At 59.3% G+C, this 20,148-nt stretch carries 10 protein-coding genes and 1 pseudogene; 3 read left to right on the forward strand and 8 right to left on the reverse strand.

All coding sequences use genetic code 11. The annotated features are described in order from the left end of the window. The 8 genes and pseudogenes from ACWISF_RS00935 to rpsT form a co-directional block, all read right to left on the reverse strand. Nucleotides 1-3,303 (reverse strand): annotated as a pseudogene (locus ACWISF_RS00935) (hypothetical protein); the annotation flags it as partial. Between the two features lie 1,002 nt (nt 3,304-4,305). Further along, nucleotides 4,306-5,388 carry an undecaprenyldiphospho-muramoylpentapeptide beta-N-acetylglucosaminyltransferase gene (gene murG, locus ACWISF_RS00940; protein ID WP_448379722.1) on the reverse strand — a complete coding sequence of 361 codons (1,083 nt, stop codon included), beginning with the start codon at nt 5,386-5,388 and terminating at the stop codon, nt 4,306-4,308. Continuing rightward, entirely contained in the window at nt 5,373-6,371 is a 999-nt protein-coding gene (gene hpnA / locus ACWISF_RS00945) for a hopanoid-associated sugar epimerase (RefSeq protein ID WP_448379723.1), read from the reverse strand. The genes murG and hpnA overlap by 16 nt, the downstream gene beginning before the upstream one ends. Before the next feature lie 8 nt (nt 6,372-6,379). After that, on the reverse strand, nt 6,380-10,261 hold the full coding sequence (locus tag ACWISF_RS00950) for a DNA-directed RNA polymerase subunit beta'' (protein WP_448379724.1): 3,882 nt from the start codon (nt 10,259-10,261) through the stop codon (nt 6,380-6,382). Between the two features lie 24 nt (nt 10,262-10,285). Continuing rightward, the gene (locus ACWISF_RS00955) at nt 10,286-12,256 is read right to left on the reverse strand and encodes a DNA-directed RNA polymerase subunit gamma (protein ID WP_448379725.1); all 1,971 of its coding nucleotides are present in this window, start codon (nt 12,254-12,256) and stop codon (nt 10,286-10,288) included. 49 nt (nt 12,257-12,305) lie between these two features. Then, complete coding sequence (gene rpoB, locus ACWISF_RS00960; RefSeq protein ID WP_448379726.1) at nt 12,306-15,596, reverse strand: DNA-directed RNA polymerase subunit beta; 3,291 nt, start codon at nt 15,594-15,596, stop codon at nt 12,306-12,308. 21 nt (nt 15,597-15,617) lie between these two features. Then, complete coding sequence (locus ACWISF_RS00965) at nt 15,618-16,409, reverse strand: TatD family hydrolase (RefSeq protein WP_448379727.1); 792 nt, start codon at nt 16,407-16,409, stop codon at nt 15,618-15,620. Nucleotides 16,410-16,414: 5 nt separating this feature from the next. Continuing rightward, nucleotides 16,415-16,708, reverse strand: coding sequence for a 30S ribosomal protein S20 (gene rpsT / locus ACWISF_RS00970; protein ID WP_448379728.1), 294 nt, complete (start codon nt 16,706-16,708; stop codon nt 16,415-16,417). A 193-nt stretch (nt 16,709-16,901) separates the two neighbouring features. Here rpsT and hisD point away from each other — a divergent pair, with 193 nt between their 5' ends. Genes hisD through ACWISF_RS00985 form a run of 3 tightly spaced genes read left to right on the forward strand, consistent with a single transcriptional unit; the run spans nt 16,902 to nt 20,108 of the window. Beyond that, on the forward strand, nt 16,902-18,191 hold the full coding sequence (gene hisD, locus ACWISF_RS00975) for a histidinol dehydrogenase (protein ID WP_448379745.1): 1,290 nt from the start codon (nt 16,902-16,904) through the stop codon (nt 18,189-18,191). Then, nucleotides 18,191-18,589: a universal stress protein gene (locus tag ACWISF_RS00980; RefSeq protein ID WP_448379729.1), complete on the forward strand. Its 399-nt coding sequence runs from the start codon at nt 18,191-18,193 to the stop codon at nt 18,587-18,589. The genes hisD and ACWISF_RS00980 overlap by 1 nt, the downstream gene beginning before the upstream one ends. Further along, on the forward strand, nt 18,582-20,108 hold the full coding sequence (locus tag ACWISF_RS00985; RefSeq protein ID WP_448379730.1) for a bifunctional aminoglycoside phosphotransferase/ATP-binding protein: 1,527 nt from the start codon (nt 18,582-18,584) through the stop codon (nt 20,106-20,108). Before ACWISF_RS00980 ends, ACWISF_RS00985 begins: the two co-directional genes overlap by 8 nt. The last annotated feature ends 40 nt before the right edge of the window (nt 20,109-20,148 follow it).

The raw sequence follows: 20,148 nt of genomic DNA on the forward strand, positions 1-20,148 counted from the left end.
GAAATATCTAATGTCCGCCAGACTCAGATCACAGGGCAAATCAATCGTGACCCCCCTCCTGTAAGGTCCAGTGGCTGATTCAGTCAAGAAGGTGTAGGCCAAGCGTTGGTTGTTGGCCGGATCAGTCCCGTTACCTTGATGATCATTGGTCGGCACAGTCTCCACACCAATCCACTGCCCCGGTACGTACTCCCGGAACCCGTAGGTCCGATCCCGCACAATCTGCAACCGGGTATTCACCATCCGCGCCAGATACACCAACCGATTCCACCGCTGGTACTCTGAATCGGGATTAGTACTGTGCAGTTTAGAATCCCGAATCTTGGCCAGAGCAGCAATGTAATACTCAGCGGGGATGTTGTAACAGTTGGGGTTGATGGTGTTGATATTCGTACAAGGCCCATTACTGTTGTTCAAGGGAACAAAACTCAAATCAGGAAAACCAGGTATATTAAACCCGATTTCCCCTAACGTCGCCGGATTCCCGTCCTGCAACTGCCGCAACACATTTCCCAACCGTTGCAAGTCAATTTGCAGGGGCGAACCTTGGTCTGTGTTGGGAGGTGGGAGAAGCCCAGTAGAATCGTTATTATGCGGTCTTTCGCCTCCCTGACTCAGATAGAACGGAAATGCCAAATAGTGATGCACATTCGTTGCCAACAGGCTCATGGTACAGCCTGCCGTGTGCAGGTTGGCCTGATCCGCAGGTGACAGCTCAGCGTAGCTCGTACCTCTCTCCAAGGTCGCGATGGTGCGGCGCAGATTGGAGAAATCCCCCCACATCGTCAGCACCGGGTCAGGATAGACCTGACGACTCCCCGGCGGCGCCTGCAACGGGGGAAACGCCCCATTCGGGTCCCCGGCAAACTGCGCCAAATTCGTCAGCACCTTCCTCAGGGACGTCCCCCGCTCAAAATCCGCCACCTCAAACGGGGGAGCATCCGGGTTGCCGCCATCCCCATACTCCATGTTCGCCGTCCCCCGCCCGGTGAAAAAGTCCGCCTCAGGAAACAGGCGTTGCGTCTGGGGAGGACGCACGTAGTTGGCATTGCTGCTCGGATAGCGGGTCACTTCATTAATTTTAGTCGGCGAAGCCGGACTCACCGGGTCCCCAAACGTAATGCTATTGAGATAGCTCGCCTCTGTCCCCGGATGAATCGTACTCGACAGACACAGCAGGGGCAACGTGCGGTCGGGCGCCTTGTGATGGTAAACTGCTGCCGCCTGCACCGCCGCCAAATTGTCCCGCTGGGTGCGCCGGTTCAACTGTTCAATCAACCGTGATGTGTTAAATGTAGGCCCCGGAACTCCCGAATTACGAAAGTCATACGGCGTTTCCCCCCCAAACTCCGTTGCCAAAACCGCCGGTGGATACAGCGGGTCTGCCGCCCCCGGAGCCGGAATAGTTCCTGCAATCGTAGGCCGCGGACGGAACAGCAACCCAAAGATTTCCTGACTGTACGGCGGCACTGTCCCCGAAAAATAGGGAGTCGTGGTGGGTTGATAGATCCTTCTTTCCGCAGTACCAGGAACAGCCGCTCCCCCGATACCAGCCCACTGTCGCCAAGTATCGTTCGTCCAGTTGTTACGATCACCAAACGTCCGCCAGCCGCCCCAGACCCCGACATTGCCGAGTTCCAGCCGTTGGCCGACGATCACCTTCATCCCCTGACCCAGGGCACGCCGTTCCCAGTACCCATCCAGACCATAGCCATCTGGGTCATTCGGTGGCGGTTCATTGGTCGTCCACTCCGGTTTATTGGTAATCAAATCTCCAGCGTTGCCTCTCCATGTTTGCGCCCCCATTTCACAACTGTCGCGCTCGTATGAGGGTTTTGGCCCCAAACGGTTATCGGCCCGGTACGTGTCGTCCACATAAGGTGGCGCTTCACACTTACTAATTTGAATCCGGGAAGCCAATGCTCCGCCCCAGTTTTCATCCTTGTAGATGCTATAGTCCCGCCTACCCCCTTCTGTTCTGCGGGGCACCGGCAGATTATTGGTCAGAAGATACAGCGGATCCATGGACACATCTACCGGCCGAACCTCAGGGTTGTCCCGGACTGCATCTTGACTATTAAACGTTCCTGGCCCAGTCGGGTTCGGAAATCCCCCTCTGGTTGCTAACTGAATGAATTGGGTTGGCGCAATCCGTCCCGCCGGTTGTAAATGCACCTGCGAATTTCCAGGGTTATTCTCGTTATCCCGGTTGGAGCCAGTCATAAACAGACCCCGCGCCGAAATTTGCGAGTTGAGTGGCGGTAAGTAGTAGCACGAATTGGGTGCACTGATTAAATAACTGGTAAACCCTCTGCCGGCAGTCACAAAGAGCGTGCCCTCCGTGTGCATCGCCCCATTCCAGTTAAATTGCGGCCCGGGGAATATCTCCAAGTCATAGCGGAAATAGGCCCCCCACTTGTTTGCCCCCGTTAACACACGATCCTGTTGAAATACCACCGCATGGCTGGTCAAATTCGCATTGTCGGGGCGGTTCGGAATCGTCAGCGCATAAATCTGGAAATTCTTGACTTCTTCGGCACTACTCCTGGTCAAAAACCGCCCTTTGTCACTCACTTCACCCTGGGCACCACCTGTGGCACCCTCGCAAAAGGCATTTGCCGCCTCCGCCTTGACCGGCGCATTATTCACCACAAAATGAGCCGCCCGGTCACTCCGCTTCTTTAAGTGCTCCTTGCCCTCGAAAGGCACAGCACTCTTGTTCCCCCGAAACACCCGCCCAACGATGCTGTAAACTGCTATTCCGTCTGCCGGGTCGTTCACCGTCCCATTGCCATTCAAATCCACCCGATAAGCCCATGTGGGTGCAATCCCATCCGGCGTAAACGCTGCCCCGGCATTCAAACAATCCCCGTTTTGCGCGCCACAACGGATTTCATCGGGCAAGGTGTAGGGGTCATCGGACTTGCGAGGACGAATCTCCCCACCCTCCCGCAGCCGGTTGCCCAAGAAGTCTTCAAAATCCTGTTCGCTAGGGTCTCTCGGTAACTCGCTCCAGCCCTGGGTAAGCAAATATTCCAATTTCGCCCGCGCCCGGTCAATGGATTCCGACGAGGGGCCTTCTACGGCAATCCGTTCCCGTTGCCCGGCCACCTGGGCCACCCGGTTTGCCGTCCGCGCCAGCAAACTCATCATGATCAAAAAAGCCACCACAATCAACAGGGTGGCCGTCGGTAGAATAAACCCGCTATTAGATTTGCTCCGGCAATACACGCTCAGCAACCAGGAAATGACACCCGGACGGAACTGAGGCCAGGAAGAACGCTTCTGACGAGGACGAGCCATAGTCATATACTCCGCGAGAATTGAGGATGTACAGACGACGAGAAACAGCTTGGCAAAGGTGAAATCTGACTGTTCGTGCCGGGGAACAGCTTACTTCCATGTAAGCACATTCGCCCAACGCACCCTGTGACAGAAATCACCAAACCGTATCCTCTGGAGCATTGAGGCTGCAGACGCAAACGCCAGGGAGACGGCTGATAGCCCGTGACGGAGCCACCTCTACTAAAGTTCCCAAGTAGCCCCAAAATTTTTCACCAGGTACGCTATAGTTTCTAAAATCAGGTGGTAAACTTCTGTACTAAGTACAGAAATTGTCTTTATTTAGGAGCAGGAGGCCTGTACCAAATTACTTAAGCAAATTAAGCAAATCATGCAATTATCAAGAGGGGTATTGAGACAGCTAAAAAACTGTGGCGACGGCTACCCAGGGTTTGGCGCAACCAGGCTAAGTTTTACACAGAATTTTGGCAAGCCTAGCGGGAGGTGATCCCTCTAAAACAAGACGAAAGGGTTTCCAAAGGTATAGCTAAGCATACAAAGGTTGACATGATATGGGTCGCTGGGCGTAGTTCCACATTGGTTTCCCGGCGTAGCCATGAATCTTAAGGCGACAACCTTAACCTACCTAGCTATAGTGGGAAAACTTCCGATATTGAGCGATTAAACAATCCCTTGAGGCAACAAATTCGGCACCCTGACCGGAAAACTTTATCGTTCTCCAAAAACTTAGAAAATCCCATTGGTATAGCTAAGCATACAAAGGTTGACATGATATGGGTCGCTGGGCGTAGCCCCACAATGGCGTCGCCATGAATCTTCAGGCGACAACCTTAGCCTACCTAGCTATATCATCTTTAATTTCATCCATCACTATAATGAAGCATTACTTGGATAGCACTACCTAATGTTGGACTGGAAGTTTTTGAATCTCTTGACAAACAGAACGGACAAACCTTACGGAGTACATGGGCGACACGATTCTAGGTCTGGACGGTCTGGTTTTTAGATTAATGGATGAGGGCTTTTGGGGCGCTGAACCGGTAACGCCGCTAACACCTCTGCCACCCGCTGGGCACTGTCCGGCACGGCCAACGCTGCCATGGCTTGGCTCATCCGGGTCAACCGCTGGGCATCGGTAGCCAGTTCCGTGAGCAAGGCATCCAGCTCCGTTGGGGTTAACGCCGATTGTTGTTTGACAATGGCAGCACCTTGTTTGGCAAAGATATTGGCGTTGTACTGCTGGTGGTCGTCTGCTGCCCAAGGGTAGGGAACCAAAATCGCCGGTTTTCCCAACAGGGCTAATTCGCTCAGGGTGCCTGCGCCTGCCCGTGCGACCACCACCTGCGCCCGGGCCATCCAAGCAGCGATGTCGGGGAAAAAGGCCCGTTCCACGTACTGCGGATGGGTGTAGCTGCCGTAGGCTGGGTCCTGGTCGCCGGTTTGATGCACCACCCACCAGCCGCGCGCCACCCAGCCTGGCACACAGGGACGCACCAGTTGGTTCAAACGCACCGCCCCTTGGCTGCCACCGGTGACCAGCACCACAAACGCCTCCGGGGGAATGACGGCTGTCGCGGTGGTGGTGCAGTGGCGAAAATCGGGGCGTACCGGCGTGCCCACGACTACGGTTGGGTGCCGGGGCAAATGGGCTTGTGCTTCCGCAAATCCCAGCGCGACCACCGCACACCAGCGCCCCAACCAACGGGTGACCTTGCCAGGCAGGGCATTGGCTTCGTGCAAAACGACGGGGATGCCCAGGGAACGGGCCGCCACAATCGCCGGAGCCGCAATGTACCCGCCGGTGGTAAACACACAGTCAAACTGCCCCGCTTGCAGCAAGCGCCGTACCTGCCACGTGGCCGTCAGCAATTCCCCCAAAACCTTGAGGGTGCGGCGGTTCAGCCCCCCCGGCCATCCGGACAACCGCACCGGATGCAGGGGATAAACAGATGGCACCAGGTGACGTTCCAGGCGATCCGGCACCCCCAGCCACTCAATCTGCCAGGTGGGGAGTGCCTGGGCGACGGCCAAAGCGGGAAACAGATGCCCACCCGTGCCACTGGCGGCAATTAATAATTTGGGCATTCAACCATCCCCTCCTGGCGAAACCAAGCGACCGCTTCCCGAATCGCCTGGTCTAGATCGGTCTGCGGCAACCCCAATTCCTGCACGGCTCGCTGGGCATTGTAATACATGGTTTGTTGCGCCATGCGCACCCCGTCTAGGGCCAGGCTCGGTTTTTTCCCCAGCGCCCCCAACAGGATTTCATCCACCCAGGCCACCGCCAGGGGAATCTGCACGGGGATGGACCAACGGGGCGCCGGCAACCCCGTAATCTGCGCCAGTTTGTGCAAAAAAGCCCGCAGGGATAAATTGGTATGCCCCAGAATGTAGCGACGCCCGGATTGACCCTTGTGCCAGGCCAATAGATGCCCCCAGGCCACATCCTGCACCGGGATGAAATTCAAACCTGTATTTACATAGGCAGGCATTTGGCGCCGCAAAAACCGCAAGATGATTTCCCCGGTGGGTGTCGGTTTGGCGTCCCAGGGGCCAATGGGGGTCGTGGGGTTGACAATCACCACCTCCTGCCCAGATTGCGCCGCCTGCTGGGCCTCCTGTTCTGCCCAGTATTTCGACTTTTTGTAATGGCCGATGAGCGCTGCTACCGGGCTTTGGTGGGTTTCGTCCACCGCTTGCCCCCGCGGGCCTACCCCAATGGCGGCCACGGAACTGGTGTAAACGGTGCGGGGCACGCCTGCTATGCGGGCCGCTTGCAGTACCCGGCGCGTGCCCAGGACGTTGGTGCGATAGAGGTCATCCTTATCTTTCTGCCAGAGGGAATAGCAGGCGGCCACGTGAAACAGCACATCGCACCCGCGTAGGTACTCTGGCAATTCCGGGCTAAACAGGTCGCCGGTCACCCGCTCTACGGCTAACCCCGCCAGATTGCGCTGGGAACTGTGGGGACGCACCAGCACCCGCACCCGATGCCCCTGCTGGAGCAACAGACGCACCAGGTTCGCCCCCACAAACCCGGTCGCCCCGGTCACCAACGCCTGCGCCATCGGGGGCGTTATTCGTCTTCGGCGTCGAGGAGCACTTGCCGGGGGTCGGTGGAGTCGTCCACCATGTCTTCGCGCCGCACCGGGGGTTCGGCTTCGCTTTCTGGGGCCTCCACCGTGCGGTGGCGATAGCCGCTGGCGCTTTCGGCAAAAAAGCCCGTCCCCGCCGGAATCAGCCGCCCGATGATCACGTTTTCTTTTAACCCCCGCAGGTAGTCCACCCGCCCTTCGATGGCCGCTTCCGTAAGCACCTTGGTGGTTTCCTGGAAGCTGGCGGCGGAAATGAAGCTGTCGGTGTTCAAAGCCGCCTTGGTGATCCCCATCAGGCGGGGGCTGTACTGGGCCGGAGCGCCGGGCACCGTATTGTTGAGGCTTTCGATTTCCCGCAGGGTCATCATTTCCCCCGGGAGCCGCATGGTATCCCCCCCGTCTTCAATCACCACCTTCGAGGTCATCTGGCGCACCACGACCTCGATGTGTTTGTCGGAAATTTCGATTCCCTGGTTGCGATAGACCCCCTGCACCTCGTTGACCAGATAGGTTTGCACCTTCTCCAAACTGCGACGGCAGGCCTCGTAGGGGGATTCGGTCTCCCGGTAGAGTTCATAGAACAACTCCAGCAGTTCGTGGGGGTTGACCGGGCCGTCGGTGAGGGGGTCGCCTGCCTGCACCATTTCCCCGTCGGCCACCACCGGGTTTTGCCCTGGGTCGGTCGTAATGTCATTGACCACCGTGCCATCGCTGGCGATGATTTTGATTTGATAGGTGTCGTCCGGGCGGCGGATGACCTGGACTTGGCCGGGACGGCGGGCCAGATGGCAAGCGTCTTTGGGTTTGCGGGCCTCCAGGAGTTCCTCAATCCGGGGCAACCCCTGGATGATGTCGCTGTTTTTTACCCGCTCAAACACCAGCGTCACCAACCGCTCGTTGCGCTGCACCAAATCCCCATGCGCCACGTGCACGGTCGCGCCCGCCGAAGCCAAGTAGGGACGCGCCAACCGCAGGGTGACCTGGTCGTCGGCAATGGCCACCACCTGCCCGCATTCTGGCGTGGTCACGCCCGGCGCCAGGGGGTCGCCGGTACGCACCATTTGCCCCACCTGCACCTGGGGACGAGCGCCGTTGAGGGGCACCCGGAACTGGTCGTCGTCGGTAATCACCACCATCTTGCGGGTGCTGCCCCCTTCCTGGACAATCCGCCCGACCACGCCCCCGGTACGGCTGAGCATGACCGTGCGGGCCACAGGAGAACCGGGGGGAATGACCTGGCCTTCGTGCACCAAAATTTGCGTCTCGGTGCGGCCCTGGATTTGGTCGGCCTCTTCGTCCGCCCGCACCACCAAAGATTCCAGAATCACCAACTGTAACCGGGTGATGCTCTCGTCTTGGCTATCGGGCACCAATTCAATATCAGCCGCCAGTTGCGGGGCATTTTCGCCGATTTCCAACACCAGTTGGGTGCGGAGCAATTCCACCCCTTCTTTGGATTTCACCCGCTCCCCGTCTTTGTAACCCAACCGCTGCACCGCCCGCAGGCGAATCCCCCCCCCGGATTCGTGCCTGGCTTCCTGGCTGGGCACCGCCGGTTCGTCGGCAATGGCGTACTCCACCACCGGGCGCACCAACAGCCCGATCACCACGCCAGCGGCATCTTCCACCTGCTCAAGATAGCTGAATGCCTCCACCTGCACCCCCGGCAAAATGGTTTCCCCCGGATGGGCAAAGGTCTGATGCCGCTCGCTGGCCAGGTTGGGGTCATCCACCAGGTAGAGCGTCCCTGGTTTAATGATCACCTCCCGGAGAATGTCGTTTTTCTCCACCACTTCCACCACGCCCCGGTTGTGGCAGAAGATGTCTTTGACAATTTCCGTCCCCGGCTCGACCACCTCCCCCGGGGCCACCAACAGCAGGGAACTGTCTTTGTTGACCTCGTGGGTCTCTTCGGGAATCCACAGGAGAATGCCGCCTTTGGTCACCTCATACCCCTGCTTGCCCCGCCCCTTGCGTACCGTCTCCAACCCGGCGCTGTAGCGGACAATCCCCCCCATCTGGGTGCGGTAACGCGTATCTTGCAATTCCGCCACCACCGCCCCGTGCGTCACTTTGCTCCCCGGACTCACCTTGAGGGCAAACCGTTGGCCGGTGGCCGTCTCCAGCACGTAATGCTCGCTCCCGTGCAGGGTTTCTTTGATCACCTTGGCCTGGTCCAGCAGCACCGACGAGGTAATGATTTTGATCTCCCGGCTGCCCCGGTGATTTTCCCCCTGGCTCAGGCGCACCAAACCCCCGTGCTCGCTGACCAAATCCGTCCGCGATAGCACCGTTTCCGGCCCAATCACCTGCCCTGGCTGCACCACCGGCACCGCCCCAGGGGGCAAGTTGTACACTTCGCCCGCCAGCACCCAGATCAACCCGGCCCGCTGGGTACTGCGAATCGTGGCCGCCTGCCCGTCGCTGCCCGCACTGCGGTCCTGCTTTTCTTCCACCAACAAATCGGCGCAGTACACCTCGCCGGGAATATCCGTAGATACATCCCGCGTAGCTTTTTCGACGGTGCGGCGGGTGCGGCTGGCAACCGGCTTTTCGGCCAACACCTGCCCTGGCCGTACCTGGGTTCCCGGCGGGGCTAGGAGAATACTGCCTTTGGCCAAGGGAAATTCCCGCGTCTCCGTCTCGCCCACCAACCGCAACACCGTATCCCCTTCCGCCACCAGGGCCTCATCCCCGTGCCGGGTGCGATAGGGACGGGTAGGGACATCACTGCCGAATTCCACCACCCCTGCAAAGGGGGCGCGGGTCAGTTCCGCCACCTCGCCCGTAAAGACCCCACCCGTGTGGAAGGTGCGCATCGTCAACTGGGTGCCCGGTTCCCCAATCGACTGGGCGGCAATAATCCCGATGGCTTCCCCCAAATCCACCAACTGGCCGTGCGCCAAACTCCAGCCGTAGCAGTATTGGCAAATGGAATGGCTGGCCTCGCAGGTCAAGGGGGAACGCACCATCACCTCGGTTATCCCCGCCTTGACAATCGCCTTGGCCAACTCGTGGTCAATGCACTGGTTGCGCGCCACCAGGACTTCCTGGGTCTGCGGGTGCAGCACATCCCGCGCCGCTACCCGCCCCACCAACCGCTCTTCCAGAGAAATCTGCCGGTCCCCCACCTGCAAGGTGCGCAACATGATCCCCCGCTGGGTGCCACAGTCTGTCTCCCGAATGATCAGGTCCTGGGCCACATCCACCAGTCGGCGCGTCAAATACCCCGAATCCGCCGTCCGCAAGGCCGTATCCACCAACCCTTTGCGGGCGCCGTAAGACGAAATGATGTAATCGGTGACGGTCAACCCCTCCCGGAAGTTGGCCTTAATCGGCTGCTCGATGATCTCCCCATTGGGGTCGGCCATCAGACCCCGCATCCCCACCAACTGCCGCACCTGGGAGACATTCCCCCGCGCCCCCGATGTAGCCATCATGTACACGGGATTCAGGGGGTCGGTCTCTTCAAAATTGCGCATCATATCGTCCTTGAGCGTCTCGCTGGTGGCATTCCAGGTGTCGATCACCTTTTGGAACTGCTCGACCTTGGTGATTTCCCCCCGGTCGTAGCGCTCCTTGGTGATTTGAATCGTCTCTTCTGCCTGTTGCAACAACTGCGGCTTGCTGGGGGGCACCCGCAAATCCTCAATACTGATGGAGACCCCCGCCTGGGTGGCGTACCGGAACCCCATCGTTTTGATACAGTCGGCCATCTGGGCGGTGCGGGCCGTGCCATAGCGGCTAAACGCCCAGCCAATCAGTTCCTTCAACTGGTTTTTGCCGATCACCTTGTTGCGAAAGAGGGGACGGGGGACGGGTTGGTTCATGGTGCATACCTCCGAACACATGGATTCAGTCATGGTCAACAGCCCCACGGCACCCCTTCAAACCGGGGTGGCCATTAAGGCATCGTGAATGGTTTTGTTAAAAATCACCCGGCCAGGTGTGGTGTAAATGTACTGCACTTGATACCCCTGGCTGGTGCGGCGGATTTTGCGGGTTTCGTGGATGCGGTCCCCCCGGCGTTTTTGGCCGTACACCTCCAGGGTTTCCGTCACGCCGTCGCTGCGGGTGAAGGTTTCGCTGCGAATCAGGGTTTCCTCCCCAATGCCTTTTTTGCGGTCTGGGGGTTCGACCTCCACCTCGCCGTCGTAGCGCAGCCAAATCCAGGCGTGCAAATCCACCTGCTTTTGCTCATAGGCCAAAATCACATCGTTCATGTTGGCAAAGTGACGGCCTTGCCCCTTTTGAGGCGCCGGATTTTCCGCCGTGAGATAATAAGCGCCCAGCACCATGTCCTGACTGGGGGCCACAATCGGCTGACCCGTAGCCGGGGACAGCAAATTCCCCGATGCCAGCATCAGAATCCGGGCCTCCGCCTGGGCTTCCAACGACAGGGGCACGTGCACCGCCATCTGGTCCCCGTCAAAGTCCGCATTAAAGGCCGGGCAGACCAAAGGATGCAGTTGGATCGCCCGCCCCTCCACCAAAATCGGCTCAAACGCCTGAATCCCCAGCCGGTGCAGCGTGGGGGCGCGGTTGAGGAGAATCGGATGCCCCTGGATCACCTCCTCCAAAATATCCCACACATCCGGGTCCTCCCGCTGGATTTTTTTCTTGGCCGCCTTGATGTTGTTGACAATCCCCAAATGGATCAACCGGTGGATCACAAAAGGCTGGAACAGTTCAATCGCCATCTCCCGCGGCAGCCCGCACTGGTACAGTTTCAGCTTCGGTCCCACCACGATCACCGAGCGCCCGGAGTAGTCCACCCGTTTCCCCAGCAGGTTTTGCCGGAACCGCCCCTGCTTACCCTCGATGATGTCCGATAGGGATTTCAGGGGCCGGTTGTTGGGGCCGACCACCGTGCGTCCCCGGCGGCCATTGTCAATCAGGGCATCCACCGCCTCCTGCAACATCCGTTTTTCGTTGCGGATGATGATTTCCGGGGCGAGAATTTCCTGCAACCGGGCCAGCCGGTTGTTGCGGTTGATCACCCGCCGGTACAGGTCATTCAAATCCGAGGTGGCAAACCGGCCCCCATCCAGTTGCACCATCGGGCGCAAATCCGGCGGGATCACCGGGATCACATCCAACACCATCCACTCCGGTTTCGCCCCCGTGGCAATAAAACTGTCAATCACCCGCAGCCGCTTGATCAGCTTGGGTTTGCGCTGTCCCTTGGCGGTGGCAATCTCCTGGCGCAGGTTTTCCGCCTCGATTTCCAAACCCCGGCGCCCGTCCTGCTCCCGGTCCAAATCCTGCAACAGGCGCTTAATGGCCTCGGCGCCAAACCCGATTTCCACCCCCGTAAGCTGCGTATCCTCCCGGTAGAGTTCCTCCTCGATCTCCAGCCGCTGGTCTTCGGTCAGCAGTTGCTTGTAGGTGAGGTTTTCCGCATTCCCCGGATTCAAGACCACGTAGGCGTTGAAATACACCACCTGCTCCACATCCCGCAGGGGCATATCCAACAGGATGGAAATGTAACTGGGAATCCCCTTGAGGTACCACACGTGGGTCACGGGCGCCGCCAATTTGATATACCCCATGCGGTGACGGCGCACCCGCGATTCGGTCACCTCCACCCCGCAGCGCTCGCAGACAATCCCCCGATAACGCACCTTCTTGTACTTGCCACAGTGGCATTCCCAGTCCTTGACCGGCCCAAAAATCCGCTCGCAAAACAGGCCATCCATTTCCGGCTTGAGGGTGCGGTAGTTGATCGTCTCCGGCTTGGTCACCTCCCCCACCACCTGGCCGTTGGGAAGTACCCGCTCCCCCCACTGGCGAATCCGTTCCGGGGAGGCAATGCGAATTTTCACGTAGTCAAAATGCCCTGCATCCGTCCGGGTCATACGCTTCCTCCATGCAGTCGATTGGCATGAGCTCGTTCCTTTGGCCCCTCTAGTCCTCGTCCTCGTCCCGCCCCAGGGATTCGTAGGCCGTCGGGCGGGTCGGGACGCGGCGCGCACTGGCTGGGTCGGCCATCAAATCCACTTCCTCGACAATCGTTTCTCCCGTCTCCGGGTCTTCCCGGGTCTTGTAGGCGGCAATGTCAATGCACAGGGATTGCAGCTCGCGCATCAACACCTTAAACGACTCCGGAGTGCCCGGTTCGGGGATGGGCCGCCCCTTGACAATGGCATTGAGGGCTTCGTTGCGCCCGCGGGTGTCGTCGGATTTGACCGTGAGCAACTCCTGCAAAATGTGCGCCACCCCAAAGGCTTCCAAGGCCCACACCTCCATTTCCCCAAACCGCTGCCCGCCCTGCTGGGCTTTCCCCCCCAAGGGCTGCTGGGTCACCAGCGAGTAGGGGCCGGTGGAACGGGCGTGCATCTTGTCGTCCACCAAATGCACCAGCTTCAACATATAGGCGCACCCCACCGTGACCGGCTGGTCAAACGGTTCACCCGTGCGGCCATCGATCAACTTCACCTTGCCGGGATGGGCCGGGTTAAACAGCCAGGATTTGCCCGTCTGCCGCGCCGCCTCCTGCAACTTGCTGTGCACCAGCCGCCGGGAAGCCTCCGGGCCGTACATCTCATCAAAAGGAATCAGCTTGAACCGCTTGCCCAAATGCAACCCGGCCAACCCCAACAGACATTCAAACACCTGTCCCACATTCATCCGCGACGGCACCCCCAGCGGGTTCAACACGATATCAATGGGCGTCCCGTCCGGCAGATAGGGCATATCCTGGCGGGGCAAAATCCGGGAAATAATTCCCTTGTTGCCGTGCCGCCCGGCCATTTTGTCCCCCACCTGGATTTTCCGTTTCTGGGCCACATACACCCGCACCACCATGTTCACGCCGGGGGGCAACTCGTCTTTATAGTCCTTGTTAAACACCCGCACGTCCACCACCCGGCCCTTTTCTCCGTTGGGCACCCGCAGGGAATTGTCCCGCACATCCCGCGCCTTTTCCCCAAAGATCGCCCGCAGCAGTTTTTCTTCCGGCGGCTGGTCCGATTCCCCCTTGGGCGTCACCTTCCCCACCAAAATATCCCCGGCCTCCACCCAGGCTCCCACCCGGATGATGCCGTTTTCGTCCAACTGCGCCAGGGCATCTTCCCCCACGTTGGGAATTTCCCGGGTGATTTCCTCCGGCCCCAGCTTGGTCTGCCGGGCCTCAATTTCGTACTTTTCTACGTGGATGGTGGTGTAAACATCCTCGGCCACCAGGCGCTCGGAGATGAGAATCGCATCCTCGTAGTTGTACCCCTCCCAGGGCATGTAGGCCACCAGCACATTCCGCCCCAAGGCCAACTCGCCCCCTTCGGTCGCCGCCCCGTCGGCCAACACCTGCCCCGGCTGCACCCGGTCCCCCACATGCACCAGCGGACGTTGGTTGATACAGGTGTCCTGGTTGGAACGCTGGTATTTCTGCAACGGGTAGGTGATCTCCGTCCCTTGGGGACTGCGCACCACAACCTTTTCCGCATCCACGTAGGTCACCTCCCCCTCCGTGCGGCTCACCGCCACCATCCCCGAATCGCGGGCCGCCTGGGCCTCCAACCCCGTTCCCACCAAAGGCCGTTCGGGACGCAACAAAGGCACCGCCTGCCGCTGCATATTCGAACCCATCAGGGCACGGTTGGCATCGTCGTGCTCCAAAAAGGGAATCAGCGAGGTCGCCACCGACACCACCTGCACCGGCGACACGGCCACAAATTCCACTTCCTCCCGCTCGCACTGGGTCACCGCCCGGTTGTAGCGCACCGTGACCAGCGGCTCAAGGATATTCCCCTGCTCGTCCGCCCGAATGTCCCCCGGCGCCACCCGCCGCTCGTCCTCTTGGTCAGCCGTCATATACACCGGCGGCAAATCCCGGCGAATCCGCCCATGCTCGACCCGGTAAAACGGCGTCTCAATAAACCCGTACTGGTTCACCCGCGCGTAGGTCGCCAGCGAACCAATTAACCCCGCATTGGGGCCTTCTGGGGTCTCAATCGGGCAAATCCGCCCGTAGTGGGACGGGTGAATATCCCGCACCGCAAACCCCGCCCGTTCCCGGCTCAACCCCCCCGGCCCCAGGGCGCTGATCCGCCGCTTGTGGGTCAACTCCGCCAGGGGATTGGTCTGGTCCATAAACTGGGAAAGCTGGCTGGAGCCAAAAAACTCCTTAATCGCCGCCACCAACGGCTTGGGGTTCACCAGATTCACCGGCGTCAGGCGTTCTGTCTCCGCGCTGGTCATCCGGTCTTTGATAATCCGCTCCAGCCGGTTTAACCCCACCCGCACCTGGTTTTGCAACAATTCCCCCACCGAGCGCACCCGCCGGTTGCCCAGGTGGTCAATGTCATCAACTTCCCCCGTGCCGTGCTCCAAATTGATCAAATAATTCACCGCCTTGAGAATGTCATCCCGGGTCAACACCCGAATTTCCTCCGGCACCGCCAATTCCAACTTCTTATTCAGCTTGTGCCGCCCCACCTTGCCCAGGTCGTAGCGCTTCGGGTCAAAAAACCGGGAATACAACAACTGTTCCCCCCCGGCGACCGTCGGCGGTTCCCCCGGACGCAATTTCCGGTACAGCTCCAACAGCGCCTCTTCTTCGGTGGGATTCCCCTCCTTTTCCACCGTTTTGCGCAGATAATCCGGGTAGCGCAAACTGTCGAAAATTTCGTTGTCCGACAGCCCCATGGCCTTCAGGAGCACCATCAGGGACAACTTGCGGGTTTTGTCAATCCGCACCCACATCAAATCGTTTTTGTCCGTTTCAAATTTCAGCCAGGCCCCCCGGCTCGGAATCAAACTGGCGCTGTAGGTCCGGCGGTTATTCTTATCCTTATCCTCCTTGTAATAAATCCCCGGACTGCGGACAATTTGGTTGACAATCACCCGCTCGGCCCCGTTGATAATAAAGGTCCCCCGATCCGTCATCAACGGCAAATCCCCAATAAACACCTCCTGGGTGATAATTTCCCCGGTTTCTTTATTCATCAACTGGGCCGGGACATACACCTGCACCGCATAGGTCGCATCCCGCCGCTTGGCCTCCTCCACGTCATATTTGGGGCGCTTGAGTTTGTACTGCTCCCCCAAAAAATGCAGTTCGATTTTCCCGGTATAGTCGGTGATGGGCGAAAAATTTTTTAACTCCTCAATCAGCCCCTCCTCCAGAAACCAACGGAAACTCGCCCGTTGAATTTCAATCAAATCCGGCAACAAAAACGAGGTATCATACCCACTCATAGCACCATCCCCTAAACAACATTAAGCAACCGCCACCGGCAAACGAAATAAACGCTGGGCATTGGCCGTCGTCTGCTGCGCCACCTGCGCCAGGGATTCCCCCCGCAGGGCCGCCACCTTCTCGGCCACCGGCAGGACATAGGCCGGTTCATTGCGCTGCCCCCGATGGGGCACGGGCGCCAAAAACGGGCAATCCGTCTCCACCAACACCTGCGCCGCAGGCACCACCGCCGCACAGGCCTGCACCGCCTGGGCATTTTTGAAGGTGACGATGCCGCTGAAACTGATATACAACCCCAATTCCAAAAACCATTGCATCTCCTCCGGTGTGCCGCTCCAACAATGCATGACGCCCCGCACCGCGCCCTGCTGCGCCCAAAATTTCCCCAACAGCTCCCGCATCGGTAAAGCCGCCTCCCGACAGTGAAGGATTACCGCCAAATCGTGGGCCTGCGCCAGCAGCAACTGCTCCCAAAAGGCCCGTTCCTGCTCGGTGCGATTGCTGGCTTTGTAATAGTCCAAGCCGGTTTCGCCCACCGCCACCACCCGCTCGCCTTGGGCAATCCCCGCCTCAATCGCCTGCCATACCTCCCGCCCCCATCGCTGCGCCTCCAGTGGATGTAACCCCACCGCACAACTCAACTCCGGCATGCGCCGCACCAGAGCCTGAATCTGGGGGAACTCTGCCGGCGTCACGCAAGAATGCACCAACCCCACCACCCCTGCTGCCCGCCACCGCCGCTGCAACTCCCGCTCCTCGCCGGCGAACTCGGGAAAATTAAGATGCACATGGGTATCCACCAGAGGCGGCATAAGGGCTAGGCCGAAGGAGCAACCGTTTCTACCGCGGCAGTTAACTGTTTTACTTTGCGCGCCAGCCGCGCCTTCTTGCGCGCCCCATTGTTCGGGTGGAGCACCCCCCGCTTGACAGCCTTGTCAATTTTGCTGTAGGCCGCCCGCAAGGCTAATTCCGCCTGCGCGGCCTCCCCCGCTTGCACCGCCAGCAGACATTTCTTCATCAAGGTTTTGACCGCCGATTTATAAGCTTTGTTGCGCAAACGGTTCCGCTCGGCAATTTTCACCCGCTTGATGGCAGATTTGATATTAGCCACACCCGTTACCCCAAGAACGACTTGGGCACCTGTTGCCCTGATTCACCGACAAAGTGCTTTACTAAGATAAAGCATCTCAAACCGCTATGTCAAGGGTCGGCAAAACGCTTAACAGGACTTAACCAACTGCCCTGCGGGGCGGGCGGATTAAGCTAGAACAGGGAAAAGACACAAAGCGGGGGTCAACCCGATGATGTTACGTGTGGTCACCCAGGGGGCGGAGGCCAAGGCGGAGTTGGGGCGGATTGCCCAGCGGTTGGCGGATGTCCACGTGCAGGCAGAACAGGTGCGGGAAATTCTCGCCCAGGTGCAACAGCGGGGGGATCAGGCGGTGGTGGAGTACACTCGCCAGTTTGACCAGCAGGAGTTGACGCCGGCGGATTTTTTGGTGTCCGGTTCGCAGTTGGATGCGGCCTACCAGCAGGTATCTCCGGAATTGCTGGCGGCAATTCGTCTGGCCCACCAACGCATTACGGAATTTCACCGGCAACGGGTGCCCCAGACCTGGGTGCATTTTGCCCCGGATGGCATGGTGTTGGGGAAGCGCTATACGGCGGTGGAACGGGCGGGGGTCTATGTGCCGGGGGGGCGGGCGGCCTATCCCAGTACGGTGTTGATGAATTGTATCCCGGCGAAGGTTGCTGGGGTAGAACGGGTGGTGTTGGTGACGCCCCCAGGGGCCCAAGGGGCGGTGCATCCGGCGGTGTTGGTGGCGGCGCAAGAATGTGGGGTGCAGGAAATTTACCGGATTGGCGGGGCGCAGGCGATTGCGGCCTTGGCCTTTGGCACGGAGACGATTCCGCGGGTGGATGTGATCACCGGGCCTGGCAATATCTATGTCACCTTGGCGAAAAAGCAGGTCTATGGCCGGGTGGGCATTGACGGGCTGGCGGGGCCTTCGGAGGTGGTGATTATTGCCGATAGCACGGCCAAAGCCCCCCACATTGCGGCGGATTTGCTGGCCCAGGCAGAGCATGACCCCTTGGCGGCGGCGATTTTGCTGACGCCGGATGCGGAGCTGGCCCAGGCGGTGGTGCAGGCGGTGGCGGCCCAGTTGGAACAGCATCCCCGCCGCCTTTTGACGGAAAAAGCCATTGCCCATTACGGGTTGGTGGTGGTGGTGGAATCCCTGGCGCAGGCGGCGGCCCTGGCCAATGAATTTGCCCCAGAGCATCTGGAGTTGGCGGTGGCCGAACCTTGGGAGTTGTTGCCGCAGATTCGCCATGCCGGGGCGATTTTCCTTGGGCACCACACCCCGGAAGCCCTGGGGGATTACCTGGCTGGCCCCAACCACACCTTGCCGACGGGGGGCGCGGCCCGCTATAGTTCTGGCTTGGGCGTCGAGACCTTCCTCAAGGCCAGCAATCTGGTTGCAGCTTCCCCAGCGGCGTTGCGGCAGTTGGGCGCGGCGGTGATGCTGCTGGCGGCAGCGGAAGGGTTGCCCTCCCATGCGGAATCGGTACGGCTACGGTTGGATACCTGATGCTGCGCAAGGTTTTGGTGGCGGTGGATGGTTCGGGGGTGACCCAAGGGGTGCTCCAACGCCTGGATTGGTTGCAGGTGGCGCCAGACGGCCAGGTGGAATTGGTCTATGTGCAGACGCCCCCAACCCCGGATACGCCCGCGGATATTCCCCATCCCGAACCGGATTTGGCGGCTTATGTGGCGTTTTGTCGCCGCATCTTGCCTTGCGATTGTCGGGCCAAAGTGCTAACCGGTGACCCGGCTACGGAGATCGTCACCTGGGCGGCGGCGATGGGGGCGGAGTTGATTGTGATTGGCAGTCGGGGGTTGACGGGGTTGGAGCGGATTTTGCGGCGGTCGGTGAGCGCCCAGGTGGTGGCAGACGCCCCTTGTGCGGTGTTGGTGGTGCATGGCTGAGCCGCTTCCCTCCTTGCTCCAAAAGATGCAGCAGCCGGAATTTTATCCCCATCCGGTGGGGGAAATTTCGCTCTACCAGACCCATATTTCCTGGGTGGTCTTGACGGGGGATTACGCCTATAAGGTGAAAAAACCGGTGAATTTTGGGTTTTTGGATTTTTCCACCCTGGCCAAACGCCAAACCTATTGCTACGAGGAATTGCGGTTAAATCAGCGGTTGGCGCCAGAACTGTATGTGGCGGTGGTGCCCATTACCCGCAATGCCCAAGGGGAATACGCTTTGGCCGGGACGGGCGAGGTGGTAGAGTACGCGGTGCAAATGCGGCAATTTCGTCAGGAGGATGTGTGGTTGGCTTGTTTTGCCCAGGGGCGGTTGACGGTGGCGGACTTGGAATTGTTGGCGACCCAAATTGCCCAATTTCACCAGGCAGCGCCGACCAATGACTACATCACCCAGTTTGGTTCCCTGGCGATGATCCAGCAGGTGGTGGATAGCAATTATGCGGCGACGACCGGCTATGTGCAGGCGTGGGGGCTAACCCAGGAGTTTCAGGAAATTCAGGCGTTTACCAATCATTATCTAACCCGGCATCGGGATTGGTTTATCGAGCGGCAAACGGCGGGAAAAATTCGCGAGTGTCACGGGGATTTGCACCTGGGAAATATCTGTTTTTTCCAGGGTCGCATTTGTGTGTTTGATTGTATTGAATTTAATGAGGAATTTCGCCTGATTGATGGGGCGTATGATGTGGCTTTTTTGGTGATGGATTTGGAATTTCGCGGGAGGCGGGATTTGGCCTATGCCTTTTTGAATCGCTATTTGGAATGGACGGGGGATTATTTGGCGGCCCGTTTGCTGCCTTTTTATTGCAGTGTGCGGGCCTATATTCGCGCCAAGGTGAATTCGTTTTTGGCCAGTGATCCGGGCGCGCCACCGGCGGTGCAAGAGGCGGCGAAAACGACGGCGATTCACTACTATCGGGCGGCTTGGGGTTACAGCCGGCGGGCCACGCCGCGGTTGTGGGTGATGGCGGGGGTCTCCGGGGCGGGCAAATCCACGGTGGCTCGGTATCTCAGTCAAAAGTACGGGGCGATTCATCTGCGTTCGGATGCGGTGCGGAAACATTTGGCGGGGGTGCCGCTGGCGGCCAAAGGGGGGACGGAACTTTACACGCCGTTGATGACCGAGCGCACCTATGGGGAATTGCTGCGCTTGGGGTTGGCTTTGTTATCGGCGGGGCAGTCGGTGGTTCTGGATGCGAAATACGACCGGGTGGGGTTACGCCAGCAGGTGTTGGCGGCGGTGCGCGATTTGCCGGTGGCGTTGCGGATCATCCATGTCCAAGCCCCCATCGAGGTGCTGCAGGCCCGTCTTGCGTCCCGCACGGGGGATATTGCCGATGCGACGGCGGAGTTATTGCCGCAACAACTGCAGCAGTGGGAGCCGTTTACCGCCGCCGAACGCCCTTGGGTGACGACGATTGATACCACCAGCGCAGCGGACACCTGGGGGTTGTAAACCTGCGCCCAGAGGGACCGGTGGCCGTGCCAGCGCAAAA

Source organism: Gloeomargarita sp. (assembly GCF_053491055.1).